Genomic DNA, 13,870 nt, shown 5'->3' on the forward strand with positions numbered 1-13,870 from the left:
ATATAATGAAAAAAAAATTGCATATTTGCATACATGGCGCAGGCGGTTTGGGCTCTGTAATAGGGGGGTATTTAGCTAAATCTGGGCATCAAGTAACATTAATTGGTCGGCAAGCACATGCAGATGCTATCAACCAAAAAGGCCTGCAAATGGTTGGGCGCTTAGGTGACATGTTAATTAAGGATAATTTACGTGCCGTTACCGTGCCGGATCAAGTAGAAGGCGTTATTGACTACTATATTTTATTAACCAAGGCCAAAGATGCACGGGCCGCCTTAAATGATGCCGAAGTTTTAGTTAATCAGGTTAACTGTGCGTTAACGATGCAAAATGGTGTTGGTAAAGAGGCTTTGTTGATTGAAAGTTTTGGTGTTGAAAAAGTGATTGGTGGCTCAACGATTGAAGGGGGTACTTTGCTTGCGCCAGGGAAGGTTAATAATCATGTCAGCGCGCCAATAACAGCCTTTTTTGGTGAACTTAATGGCGGCACTACAGAGCGAACCGAGCTATTAGCCGAGGCCTTTAGTGGGGCAAATTTAAAAGCAGAATCTGTTGACGATATTAATCACGTTTTATGGGAAAAAGCGGTTCAGGTATCTGGCGCGTCAGCCTGGGCTGCCAGTACGTTAAGTGCAATCCCAGCGCTAGATTACGCTGATGGTATTTCAGTACGCGAAGGGGCTGAGCATTATGTAACGATTGCCAAAGAATTAATTGGTGCCTACAAAGCAATGGGGTATGTTCCACAGGATTTTTATGCGCCTTTTTCTTTTCTTAAAGTATTGGATGACGCTACTTTTGAGGATGCTGTTCAAGTTTGCCTCGACTTAGGTGTGCATATGAAAACCTTGCGTCGGGGTATCCGGACATCAATGCATGAAGATGTTATTAATGGCAAATTGACAGAGGTAGATGCTTTGTTTTTACCTTTAATTGAAGCAGCAAAGGAAAATAACGTGGCAATCCCTACCTTCGTTGGTGCATATCGTGTTATTAAAACTATCGACAGCCTACGTTAGAGGTAAAAAAATACAGGGCTTAGGTGCATTTGTTTAGTGCTTATAAGGCAAGTAGCGTGTAAGGTGTCGAGCCAACTTAAGAATTGATAGTCATGGATAAAGAAACAATAAAAGCATTACTGTATTTAAATGTTGCCAGTATTTTATGGGGGGGTAATGTTTTTTTTGGCAGTTACTTAAAAGACTTTTTAGGTCCATGGAGCATCATGAGCGTGAGAATGCTGATTGGTAGCTTTATATTTTTGTTTTTACTGCACCAAGCAGGGCACCTTAAAGGAGTGACCCGCTTACTCGGCTGGAAAGAGGTGTTTTTAATTGCATTGTCGGGAACAGTTGCCTATCAAGCAACCGTGTATTTTGGTTTGCGCTATACAACGGCCATTAATGTGGGTTTGATTAATTCGCTAGCGCCGATTGCTGTGGCTTTTGCAGCAGCGTTTTATTTAAAAGAAAAGTTAGGCCGTCAACATTGGATAGCGGCGTTTGTTTCGGTTATTGGCTTGGTATTTATTTTGAGTAAAGGGAGCATGGAGAGCCTTTATGCGTTGAGATTTAATAAGGGTGACTTATTTATTTTAGGGTCCATTTTTATTTGGGCCGTTTATAGTATTGCGGCGAAACTGGCAATGGCGAAGGTTACCCCTTTAGTAGTAACAGCCTTGGGTATTTTATTATCAACTTTCATTGTGATCCCGTTGGGGGTGTATGAAGCCAATTACCTTATTAAGCCGATTATCAATGCTGAGGTTATTATGGCAGTTGTGTTCATAGGTATTGGTCCTACGGTGCTGTCTTTGCTGTTTTGGAATAAGGGAGTGATGATTATTGGTCCAGCTCGTGCGTCATTATTCCTTAATATGGTTCCAATTTATGTAATCGTCTTGTCGTCGCTTTTATTGGACGAAGTACTGCACGATTACCAGTTAATAGGTATGGTATTAATTATTGGTGGCAGCTTATATGCCAATAGGCAAAAGGTTGTTAGCAAGAAAGACTGATATTTCTTTGTGCTGACTGGGTGATGAGTGATTATTTGAATGAAGCCGAGTTGTATTTGTGTTATCTAGGTTTTGTTAAGTCGGGTTAACATACTATAAACACATTATTGTGTAAGGCTTCTGATGAAACCGTACGGTAAAAACTTTTCAATACATGTACTTAGGTCTGCTATTTGACGAATGGGCGAGCCAATAGTCAGATAATGTTCTGTTATATGTTAGCTTTTTGCAGCCTATCAACTCTGCTTGTCGTTAAGGCGTAGAGCCATAAAATGATAACCATGGTGACCCCATAAATAGAAGGGACCATCGCCACATCGGCATTGTTGAGTAAAAAAGGGCTGATAGCAATAGTGACACCTAGCATTGCATTTTGCGCACCTACTTCAATGGAAAGCGTTTTGGTTTGAGGCCTTTCAAGTTTTGCAAATTTAGCGATACCGTAGCCCAGTAATATAGACAGGATATTCAGGCAGATAGTTAATAGACCCACTTGTACGAAGTGTTCAAACCAAGACCCACCGTTTTGCATAAAAATCCCAACAATCAGGAAAGGCAAGAAAGCACCACAGCCTCTTCGCACCCATTGTTTAGAGGCTTTCGCAAAGCGTGGCGCATATTGTAATACCAACATGCCGCAGCTGACAGGAATGACGGTAATCAACATGATTTGGCTGGCTGTTTTCAGAAGAGGTAAACTCAGCTGAATGGTTTCATCGTTAAAGTAGATCATGCTTAGGTTAAGAATAACCGGTAACGTAAAGACGGTGATTAGGCTGGAAATGCTGGTCATCGTGACAGATAGTGCTAAATCGCCTCGTGCGATCAGGGTAAACATATTAGATAACACACCACCAGGGCATAGGGTTAATAACATAATGCCAATGGCTATAGCGCCACTTAGATTTAATGTATAACACAATATAAATCCAAGCAGTGGCAACATAATTAATTGCCCTATTAAGCCTGCCAAAGCGGCCTTTGGAATGGTAAAAACTCGGCTAAAATCTTGGATAGTGAGTCCAAGGCCCATGCCAAACATCAGTAAAGTTAAGAGAATAGTAACAAGGTAGCTGATCATGATATTTTTTTTATAGTTATCTTTTATCAGTATAGTCTTATATGTAAAGCAATGCTAATCAAGCCAGTTTTTGCTCAGCGCTTGGGGCTGTTAATAGGCTTGCTGATTGATTTCGCGTTGTGAAATTTTAAGGCCTTGGTGAGAGGGCTTGAAAAATATTTCGCAAGACCCCATATCTGGATTTGCAAATAAACTTGATGGATAAAAGGTAACTTTAATGAGTGAAACAATAGAAAAGAATGAAAAACAAACGCTAGGCTTTGAGGCGGAAACGAAACAAGTATTAGATTTAGTGATCCATTCGCTTTATAGCAACAAAGAGATTTTTTTACGTGAATTAGTCTCAAATGCATCAGATGCTGCAGATAAATTACGTTTTTCGGCACTGTCTAATGAAGAATTATATGAAGGTGATGGTGAGCTGAAAGTTCGTTTGTCAGTTGATAAAGAGGCGCGAACGCTAACAATTTCCGATAACGGCATTGGTATGACGGTAGAGGAAGTAAAGAAAAACATCGGCACCATTGCACATTCAGGTACTAAAAAGTTTTTTGAGTCATTAACGGGTGATGAAGGCAAAGATAGCCAAATGATTGGCCAGTTTGGTGTCGGCTTTTACTCTGGTTTTATCGTAGCTGATAAAGTGACAGTGGTAACACGCAAAGCAGGCGAAGATAAAAGCATGGGCGTTCAATGGGAATCATCAGGTGAAGGTGAATACACTATTGAAACCGTAGAAAAAGCGGCACGAGGCACCGATGTTATTTTGCATTTGAAAGAAGGTGAAGACGAGTTTTTAGAGTCATACCGTCTACAGGCCATTATTCATAAGTTTTCTGAGCACTTGGATATTCCGATTGTGATGAAAAATGAAAACAAGGATGAAGAGAAAGAAGATGAGCCAGACGATATTACCGTTAATAGTGCTAAAGCGTTATGGACAAAAGCAAAAAATGATTTAACCGAAGAAGACTATCATGAGTTTTACAAACAAACACTTCACGATTATCAAGACCCACTTGCCTATACACATAGTAAGGTAGAAGGTAAAAATGAATATACATTGCTGTTGTATGTGCCTGCAAAAGCACCATTTGATATGTGGGATAGAGAAGCAACCAGTGGTGTAAAACTATATGTAAAGCGTACTTTTATTATGGAAGGTGGCGAATTAATGCCACGTTACTTGCGTTTTGTTAAAGGTATTATTGATTCAGACAGCCTGCCGCTTAACGTTTCGCGTGAACTACTACAGCAAAGCAAGCAGATTGATCTATTAAAAGCCGGCGCGGTTAAAAAAATATTATCGTTGATTGAAGGATTGTCTAAAAACCACCCTGAAAAATTTGATACCTTCTGGGCAGAGTTTGGCGCAGTCTTGAAAGAAGGGCCTATCGAAGATGTAAAAAATAAAGATCGGATTGCTAAATTATTACGTTTTGCTTCCACAAAAACTGAGGGTAAACAAACCGTAACCCTGGCTTCTTATATTGAAAATATGCAAGAAGGCCAAGACAAAATTTATTATCTAACGGGAAGTGCCTACTCAACTGTTAAAAATAGCCCACACCTTGAAGTGTTTAAAAAGAAAGGTATTGAGGTGCTGTTATTGACCGATCATGTTGATGAATGGTTAGTTCAGCATATGCCAGAGTTTGACGGCAAGTCTTTACAATCAGTCGCTAAGGGTGATCTTGATCTGGATTCATCAGATAAGGATGAAGCGGATAAAAAGACCGATGATAAGAAAGAAGATGAATCGCTAAACAGCGTGCTTGAGCAAATCAAAAGCACGTTAGATGGTAAGGTTAAGGATGTGCGTGTTAGTTCAAGGCTAACCGATTCACCTGCTTGTCTGGTTGCAGATGAACATGAGATGGGCGCACACATGGAGCGCATTATGAAAGCGGCAGGCCAAGACATGCCGACCAGTTTGCCAATCTTCGAAATCAATGCAGACCATGCACTTATTCAACGCCTAAAGGATGAAGCGGATGATGAGCGCTTTGCTGACTTATCGAACTTGTTATTTGAACAAGCGTTGTTGAGTGAGGGTGGTCAGTTAGAAGACCCGGCAACATTTGTACACCGCTTAAATAAATTACTGCAATCTTTATTGTAAAAAGTAAAGTTCTTTTTCAACGCTAAAAAGAAGGCGGCCAAATGGCCGCCTTTTAAGTATGTGAGATATACCTCACAAGGGAAGGGGCTAAAATTTTAAATACAGGTTGAGTCCTGGGTTGTAGTAATTAAGACGGTTTAAGGCATTATTAAACCGATGGCCTGATTGGTAATTATTGTAGTGATAATGCTTTGGCCGGTAACTGTTATAATTATAATACTTAGGGTGGTTGTTATAGTTTGAATAACGGCGGTCGCGGTAATTATGCTGTGAATGCTTATTCGAATGTTTTCTTGCCTTCCAATGTTGCTTTGTCGAGTAGCCGTTTTGGTGTTTATTATGTGAATAGTGCTTGTTATGGTGGCTTGAAAAGCCAGTGTTACGATCGGTATGATCTGAGCGATCAGAATGTCTTCTGTCAGCTAACGTGTCCGCGCTTATTGTTAACAAAGAACAAAAAATAATAGCGGAAATAATATGTAGTGATTTCATCATCTTATCCTTAACTGCAAAAGCAGTTCTGTTAATGTGCAGTTAAAGGATAAGACTTAGTGATGAATTGAAACTGAATGCTGGCCTTGATGCAGAAAAGTTCGTTCGTTTTTTTACGGCAGTTGCACAGGCGTGCTAGGTTCCCAGTTACTATCCTTATGTTCAGCGACGACCGTGGTATAAACACCACCTCGTACATTAAACTCGGCTGAAAGGCGCATAAAACGTGGCTCACAGGCTTTAACCAAGTCTGCCAAAATGGAGTTGGTTACCGCTTCATGGAAGGCGCCTTTGTCTCGGTAAGACCAAATATAAAGTTTAAAGGATTTTAGTTCGATACAGCTTTCGTTAGGCACATACTCAAGCGTCAGTGTTGCAAAATCAGGTTGCCCCGTTTTTGGGCATAAACAAGTGAACTCAGGAGTGTCTATGCGGATCGTGTAGTCACGCTCAGTATTTGGGTTAGGAAAGGTTTCTAAGTCGGTATTAGGTTGTGTGCTCATTAAAATATCATGGATGTTGTCTTTAAAAGCGCATTTTACATTGAATATAAAGCGAAGGGTGTTAATCGGCTTTTTTATCGGCTAAATTTACCAGTATTCTTTGTGAAAAAAGTACATTCCTGTATTGTTATTCGATGCGCTTGGAAAAAATAAAACTATCCGGTTTTAAATCATTTGTTGATCCAACGACCATTCCTTTTTCTAGTGATTTGGTCGGTATTGTTGGGCCTAATGGTTGTGGTAAATCAAATGTGATTGATGCCGTTAGGTGGGTGCTTGGTGAAAGTTCAGCAAAGCATCTGCGTGGTGACCAAATGGCTGATGTGGTTTTTAACGGTTCAACAACGCGTAAACCGGTTGGCCAAGCATTTGTCGAACTTATTTTTGATAATACCGATGCCACCATAACAGGTGAATTTGCTGGCTATCAACAAATATCCTTGCGGCGACAAGTGAACCGGGAAGGGCAATCGGTATACTTTTTAAATGGCACGCGCTGTCGGCGCAAGGATATTACAGATTTATTTCTGGGTACTGGGCTCGGGCCACGTAGTTACGCAATTATTGAACAAGGTACCATTTCACGCTTGGTAGAAGCGAAACCAGATGAACTGCGTGTGTTCCTTGAAGAAGCGGCCGGCATCTCGAAATATAAAGAGCGACGTCGTGATACTGAAAATAGAATGCGCCGTACCCGAGAAAATTTGGAGCGTATCGCTGATCTTTGTGATGAGATTGAAAAGCAATGTCGTCATTTAAAGCGTCAGGCCACTACGGCCGAACGTTACAAGCTCTTAAAAGCAGAAGAGCGCCAATTTAAAGCGCAGTTATTGGCATTACGTTGGCAGCGGCTTGATGAGCAAGATGAGGGGCAGCTTAAAGCCATTAAATTGCTTGAATTAAAAGTGGAGCAGACGCTAGCCGCACAGCGAGAGCTGGAAAAAAATATAGAGCAGCAACGTGAGCAGCATAGTCTGCAGCAGAAACAGCTCGGCGAAGTTCAGGCAGAGTTTTATGCGACCGGGTCAGAGATCGCCAAGGTTGAACAAGCCCTGCAACACCAACAAAGCTTAAAAAAGCAGCATGAGTCAGAATTGGAAAATGTTAGCAAATTGCTGACGCTGTCGACACAAGAGCAAGACGAAGGTGATAGAAAATTGGCAGAAACAAATGATGCCATTAAGAAAAGTGAAGCTGAACTGGTTGAGGTAAAGCAACGGTTAGAAACAGCGAATAAAACGCTAGCTGATCAAGAACAAGCAATGGCAGATTGGCAGCAATCATGGGATGAATTTACTTATCGAGTAGCCGAGCCTAAAAGAAGCATTGATGTAGAAAACGCTAAAATAGCTCAGCTTGATAGGCAACTTTTGCAAGCGTCGAAACAATTATCTAAGTTTACAAACGAGCAAAAAACACTTCAGGAAGCTTTGGAACGTGTTGACTTAAGCGACCTTGAAAAACAACATGCTCTGTCCGAATCTCAGCAACAAAAGAGTCAATCGGCAGTGCAAGAGAATCGCGAAAAAATGGCTAGCATGCAGTCGTTAATTCATCAAGAAAGTGAGCTTTTAGCCGACTTGCGTGCTGAAAAGTCACGTTTAACGGCAAGGGTTGAATCAATAACTGTCTTGCAGCGCTCTAGTTTAGGTGAGCCAGATGAAACGGAAAGGCAGTGGTTAAAGGGCCTAGGCTTAGCGCAAGCACCTAAGTTAATTGAGAAAATAGACGTGGTAACTGGCTGGGAAAAAGCAATAGAAACAGTCTTGGGGGTAAGGTTACAGGCAATTTGTACTGAGGGTATGGATGCTGTCGTTGATGCTGGCATGCAATACCCAGTTGATGGCTTAACATTCTTTGATACAACGGTTAAGTCTCAACAATTACCTTGTAAAACGTCGTTAGCGAACCTGATTACCTCTGATTTACCCGCAATGGCTTTGCTGAAAAATGTTCATTTTGCTGAAACGCTGGAGCAGGCAAAAGCCTTAATGAATGAATTAAAAGAGCATGAATCAGTTATTACTAAAGGGTGTGTTTGGCTGCATGTGGATAGTATTTATTTTCAGCATAATGCGCAAAAAGATAGTGCCTTGGCGCTAGAAAAAGAGAAAAAAGAGTTAACGCAACAATTGCACGTGGTGTCGACTAATGTTTTAGATAAAGAAGGTTGGTTAATAAAGGCTCGAGACGAGGTGTCTGAGCTCGAGAAGCAAGGTATTGAGTTGCGCCAACAAGAAGGCAATGCAGTGAGGCAAGTGTCGCAGTTGTGGATGCAGATAAATGAACAGCGTTCAAAACTGGAGATGGCGACGCAAAGGCTGGCAGAGCTAGAGGTTGATATTAATCAGCTCGTTGAGAACCAAGCGACCGATCAAGAGCGTTTAACAGAAAGTAAACGCGTATTGGAGCAGGCCATTGGTCAATCAGCACAAATAGAAACACAGCGTGCTGCATTACAAAAAGAACGTTCAGTTAAAAAAGACCTCTTAGATAGGGTAAAGCAACAAGTGCATAGTTCGCGTGAACGAGTGCATTCATTGATGTTAAAGATCGAAGCGCAACGTTCATCACAAGCGTTGATTGTTCAAAATGCTGAGATGGTTAACGAGCGTTTGCTTCATGCAAAAGAAAAAGTGGCAGAATTGCAGGCTCAATTAACCATGAGCGATGAGCCAATAGAAGAAAAGGAAGTGACTTTGGCTGATCTACTTAAAAATCGAGTTGCTATTGAAAAACGTCTTGTAGAGGTCAGGACTACGGCTGAATCAACAGAACAAACAATTAGAAGCTTGGAAACAACGCGTCATGAATTTGAGCAACTAGTGCAACAGGCAAGGGACAACATGTCTGCCGCAAAAATAGAACATCAGGCTATCTTGGTGCGAAAACAAACCTTAATTGAGCAGCTTGAATCATCGGGCGTTGAGTTGGCTGACACATTGAATGAGATGCCCAAGGATGCAAATGAGACTCATTGGCAAGAGCAGGTGGATGCGCTTGCTGAAAAAATAAATGGTTTGGGGCTAATCAACCTGACGGCAATTGAAGAGTATGAAACACAGTCGGAAAGAAAGCAGTACTTAAATGATCAGCAGCTTGATTTGACCGAGTCGTTGAGGATTTTGGAAGAAGCGATTGATAAAATTGACCGAGAAAGCAAAGCGCTTTTTAAAGAAACGTTTGACAAAGTAAATGCAGGTTTTGAAAAACGGTTCCCAAAACTATTTGGTGGTGGGCATGCGTATTTGCAGCAAACAGGCGAAGATTTGTTGGAAACCGGCGTAACGGTAATGGCGAGGCCACCGGGCAAACGTAATAGCTCAATCCATTTGTTGTCAGGTGGCGAAAAGGCACTGACGGCCGTGGCCTTAGTCTTTTCAATCTTTGATTTAAACCCATCGCCTTTTTGTATGCTAGATGAAGTGGATGCGCCATTAGATGAGGCAAATGTTGGTCGTTTTGCTGAACTGGTTAAAGAAATGTCAGATAATGTTCAAATGATTTTGATTACACATAATAAATCAACGATGGAAATGGCTCAGCAGCTAGCTGGGGTCACCATGAAAGAACCGGGCGTATCGAGATTGGTTACCGTTGATTTGGAAGAAGCCGCTAAAATGGCAACTGGTTAAACGCTAAATAAACGAATTTTTAAGGATAGAAAATGGAAGAAAACTCGTTAAGGTTAATATTGCTCTTAGTGGGTATGGTCATATTGTTGGGGATATATTTTTATGACGTGCTAGAAAAAAAGAAAGCGACCGTTCAACAAGAAGAGCTAGATGACTCGGCATTTGATGAGCGAGTGGATCCGGTGATAGGTGGTGAGCCGTCCTTTTCTGCGGTATTGGACGAACAGCAGGCCCCGACCATTCATGAGCATGTGGACGTGCCTGAAGCGCAAGAGTCAGACCCTTCACCCGTTGATCCAGTGGAGGATGTGCCAGTGGCAGAGCAGGCATTGGTCATTCAACTGGTTGTTTTGCCTCACAGTGGCGGCTCGTTATTGGGTACAGCTTTGATAGATGCGTTTACAGCCTTAGGTCTTGAGTTCGGTGATATGGGGATTTTCCATTATTACCAGCGACATGATGGTGTTGAGGCGCAACAGTTTCACGTGGCAAATATATTAGAGCCAGGCACTTTTCCTGTGGGTAATATGACTGAGTTTGAATCAACAGGGATCATATTGTTTTTTCAAGTCAGTGATGTCGCGCAACCAAGTGAAGCGTTTGAAAATATGTTGAATGTGGCGCGTGAATTAAGTCAGCGCCTAGAGGCGAGATTGGTCGATGCTGAAATGAACGAGTTGAGACCAGATAACATTATGAATATTCAGTCACAGCTTTCTAATTTATGACAATGCATGACGATGTTAAGCGACGTGTGCAGACGCTACGTGAAGAGATAAATCAACATAACCAGAATTATTATCAGTACGACGCACCAAAAATTCCTGATGCCGATTACGATGCCTTATTGCGAGAGCTTCAGTTATTAGAGGCTGAAAACCCAGAGCTAATGAGTGATGATTCGCCGACGCAGCGCGTCGGTTCAGCTCCGTTAGACTCATTTCAGCAGGTAGAGCATGCGGTGCCGATGCTGTCATTAGATAATGCCTTTGACGATGATGAGTTTGAGGCATTTGATAAGCGAGTGCGAGAGCGAGCTGACGGGTTTGAAGATATCGAATACCTTGTCGAGCCGAAATTGGATGGCTTAGCTATTTCTTTGTTGTATGCGGACGGTGTGTTAGTACGTGCTGCAACAAGAGGGGATGGTAAACGAGGCGAAGACGTTACCGAAAATGTTAAAACTATTGGTGCCATTCCACTCAGTTTAAAAGGCGACAATCTACCATTGAGGCTAGAGGTCAGGGGTGAAGTGTTTATGCCGTTGTCTGGTTTTCAGCAGCTGAATCAACAGGCATTGGCGTTAGGTGAAAAGCCTTTTGCTAATCCAAGAAATGCCGCTGCAGGTAGTTTGAGGCAGCTAGATTCAAAAATAACAGCAACCCGTCCACTGGCTTTTTATAGCTATGGTATTGGGGTGGTAGAGGGTTACGAGCTACCGCAGACACAACAGGCGCTGTTTCAGCTGTTGGCTACATGGGGTTTGCCAGTGAGTGATCAGGTGACGACAGCAAGGGGCATGCAGCAATGTCACCAAGCCTATCAAGTGTTGGCGCAAAAAAGAGCGCTATTACCTTATGAGATTGACGGGGTCGTTTATAAAGTTAACGATTTTGCCTTGCAGAAAGCCATTGGTTTTGTGTCAAGAGCGCCGCGTTGGGCAATAGCACGTAAATTTCCAGCACAAGAAAAAATGACCGAAGTAATAGGGATTGATGTGCAAGTGGGTAGAACAGGAGCCATTACGCCGGTTGCTCGATTGGCACCTGTTTTTGTTGGTGGGGTTACCGTTACGAATGTCACGTTACATAACGAAGGTGAAATGCGCAGGAAAGATGTTCGTGTGGGTGATACGGTGATTGTCAGGCGTGCCGGCGATGTGATTCCAGAAATTGTTTCTGTTGTATTGGAAAAGAGAAAGCCTGCATCGCAGCTTTTTGAAATGCCAGTGTCTTGTCCTGTGTGCGGGTCAACAGTGGAGCGCGCCGAGGGAGAGGCGATCGCACGTTGTCCAGCTGGCTTGTTTTGTCGTGCTCAAGTGAAAGAGTCGATCAAGCATTTTGCCTCACGTAAGGCGATGGATATAGATGGGTTGGGTGACAAGATTATTGAGCAATTAGTCGCTCAGGATTTAGTTAAAACGCCGGCTGATTTGTATCGATTAACTCACGAGCAGTTGTCGAGTTTGGAGCGAATGGCCGATAAGTCTGCCAGTAATATTATCGCGGCACTTGAAAAAAGCAAGGTAACGACCCTGCCGAAGTTTCTGTATGCGTTGGGTATTCGAGAAGTAGGCGAGGTGACTGCGGCAAGCTTATCGAGCTATTTTGGACAGCTGGATGTGATACAGAGTGCCACTGTTGAAGAGTTGGAGAAGGTGCCTGATGTTGGGCCTATTGTTGCACAACATATCGTGGCTTTCTTTGAGTTGGCGCATAACCGTGAGGTAATAGCGAGCTTGAAAAACTTAGGGGTTAGTTGGCCCAATGTTGAAGCAGTTCCCCAAGATGATCAGGCTTTATCAGGTAAAGTCTTTGTGTTGACCGGTACATTGTCGACGATGGGGCGTATTGAAGCGAAAGAAGCCTTGCAATTATTGGGTGCAAAAGTGACTGGAAGCGTCTCGAAAAAAACCGATTATGTTGTTGCCGGGGAGGATGCTGGTTCAAAGTTGAAAAAAGCCCAGTCGCTAGGGGTGACGGTATTATCAGAAGACGATTTAATAAAGCTAATAGCAAAGGACTGAATATAACTGTAACGCTATGGATGCCGATTTAGAAACGCAAGTTTGCGTGTTACAAAGCCATATGGATGGCATGATTTCGCGTGCGCAAAAGAATGAGGAAATGTTGAAACGTTTTCAAGACTTGGAAATGCGTTTATTGTCACTGAATTCTTTACGTGAATTAATTGAGCATATTAACGACGATGCCCAGTTAGCCTTTAATCTCGACTCTTTATCGTTGGTGCTCGCAGATGAAGATGATGAGATAAAGCAGTTTCTTACCGAGGATGGTTTTAGGTTTGATGAATACCCGAATATTATTTTTTTATCTAAGGGAGGGGTGTTTAAAGATGAGCTGGGTTTGTCTCAACGAATTTTGCTAGGCGCTGCTAATGATGTCCTACCCCAGGTTTTTTGGCCAGCTAATAAAACAGCGCCAAAGACAGTAGCGATTATTCCTCTTGTGCGGCGTGGTATTTATCTGGGCTGTATGGTGTTTGGTAGTGAAGATGAGGGACGTTTTCAAGTAGAAATGGCGACATATTTTTTGGAGCGTCTAGGTAAGGTGATGAGCGTGTGCATGGAAAACACGCTGAATTATGAACAGCTCAGGCGCACTAGCCTATTTGATACGCTGACAGGGGTGAATAATAGGCGGTTCTTTGAACAACGGATGGATGAAGAGATGCTTCGCTGCTTAAGAACGGGTGATAGTCTGTCGTGTTTGTTTATTGATATAGACTTTTTTAAGGCGGTGAACGATAACTTTGGGCATCAAGTAGGTGATCTGGCGCTTCGACACGTGGCGGAGACATTACGTGGTCAATTGCGAGCAAATGACATTCTGGCGCGTTATGGTGGTGAAGAGTTTGTGGCGATATTGCCAACTGCCTCTGAGAAGAAGGGTATTGAAGTAGCAGAAAGGATGCGGCAGTCGGTTGCTAATGCCTCAATAGAAATGGCCGGCGAAAGTTCACTAGCGCTGACCGTTTCAATTGGTGTTTCAACGTTTGTTGTTGCAGAACCAGGGGTATCTAAGCCTTTGGGGGCTAGTCAGTTAATAGATGTTGCCGATAAGGCTTTGTATCAGGCAAAAAAATCTGGGCGTAATCTCGTGCGCAGTGGTGGAGAAGTAAAGTCGTGCTCAGTTGTTGATAAAAGAGCCGAGTAGCACGCTGGGTTTGTTTCTATGGTTCAGTATAGGGCGTAGCGGCTTCTTTAGGTCATATTTTATGGCGATGTAATGGCGATGTAATGGCGAAAGCTTAGGAGCATTGTTTTGTGCGGGCAAACAA

At 42.6% G+C, this 13,870-nt stretch carries 9 protein-coding genes; 7 read left to right on the forward strand and 2 right to left on the reverse strand.

Features of this window, described 5'->3' with window-relative positions; all coding sequences use genetic code 11:
• Positions 1 to 5: 5 nt before the first annotated feature.
• Together CYCPU_RS0103395 and CYCPU_RS0103400 are read left to right on the forward strand one after the other, a co-directional pair.
• The gene (locus CYCPU_RS0103395) at positions 6 to 1,019 is read left to right on the forward strand and encodes a ketopantoate reductase family protein (RefSeq protein ID WP_020161931.1); all 1,014 of its coding nucleotides are present in this window, start codon (positions 6 to 8) and stop codon (positions 1,017 to 1,019) included.
• Positions 1,020 to 1,111: 92 nt separating this feature from the next.
• A complete protein-coding gene (locus CYCPU_RS0103400) occupies positions 1,112 to 2,017 on the forward strand; it encodes a DMT family transporter (protein ID WP_020161932.1) in 906 nt (301 codons plus the stop codon).
• 211 nt (positions 2,018 to 2,228) lie between these two features.
• Here CYCPU_RS0103400 and CYCPU_RS0103405 read toward each other — a convergent pair whose 3' ends face one another.
• Positions 2,229 to 3,098, reverse strand: a complete 870-nt coding sequence (locus CYCPU_RS0103405; protein ID WP_016389696.1) for a bile acid:sodium symporter family protein — start codon at positions 3,096 to 3,098, stop codon at positions 2,229 to 2,231.
• Between the two features lie 217 nt (positions 3,099 to 3,315).
• On the opposite strand from CYCPU_RS0103405, the gene htpG reads away from it, so the two are divergent.
• The gene (htpG, locus tag CYCPU_RS0103410) at positions 3,316 to 5,220 is read left to right on the forward strand and encodes a molecular chaperone HtpG (RefSeq protein ID WP_015005485.1); all 1,905 of its coding nucleotides are present in this window, start codon (positions 3,316 to 3,318) and stop codon (positions 5,218 to 5,220) included.
• A gap of 605 nt (positions 5,221 to 5,825) precedes the next feature.
• Here htpG and queF read toward each other — a convergent pair.
• Positions 5,826 to 6,215 carry a preQ(1) synthase gene (gene queF, locus CYCPU_RS0103420; protein ID WP_016389693.1) on the reverse strand — a complete coding sequence of 130 codons (390 nt, stop codon included), beginning with the start codon at positions 6,213 to 6,215 and terminating at the stop codon, positions 5,826 to 5,828.
• A 134-nt stretch (positions 6,216 to 6,349) separates the two neighbouring features.
• Here queF and smc point away from each other — a divergent pair, with 134 nt between their 5' ends.
• The 4 genes from smc to CYCPU_RS0103440 are packed head-to-tail and all read left to right on the forward strand — an operon-like array spanning position 6,350 to position 13,746.
• Positions 6,350 to 9,850: a chromosome segregation protein SMC gene (gene smc, locus CYCPU_RS0103425; protein WP_020161934.1), complete on the forward strand. Its 3,501-nt coding sequence runs from the start codon at positions 6,350 to 6,352 to the stop codon at positions 9,848 to 9,850.
• 32 nt (positions 9,851 to 9,882) lie between these two features.
• Positions 9,883 to 10,578, forward strand: a complete 696-nt coding sequence (locus CYCPU_RS0103430; RefSeq protein WP_015005489.1) for a cell division protein ZipA C-terminal FtsZ-binding domain-containing protein — start codon at positions 9,883 to 9,885, stop codon at positions 10,576 to 10,578.
• Positions 10,575 to 12,596 carry an NAD-dependent DNA ligase LigA gene (gene ligA, locus CYCPU_RS0103435; RefSeq protein WP_015005490.1) on the forward strand — a complete coding sequence of 674 codons (2,022 nt, stop codon included), beginning with the start codon at positions 10,575 to 10,577 and terminating at the stop codon, positions 12,594 to 12,596. Before CYCPU_RS0103430 ends, ligA begins: the two co-directional genes overlap by 4 nt.
• Before the next feature lie 16 nt (positions 12,597 to 12,612).
• The gene (locus CYCPU_RS0103440; protein WP_015005491.1) at positions 12,613 to 13,746 is read left to right on the forward strand and encodes a GGDEF domain-containing protein; all 1,134 of its coding nucleotides are present in this window, start codon (positions 12,613 to 12,615) and stop codon (positions 13,744 to 13,746) included.
• Positions 13,747 to 13,870 lie beyond the last annotated feature (124 nt).

It is taken from the genome of Cycloclasticus pugetii PS-1 (genome assembly GCF_000384415.1).
GTDB lineage: Bacteria > Pseudomonadota > Gammaproteobacteria > Methylococcales > Cycloclasticaceae > Cycloclasticus > Cycloclasticus pugetii.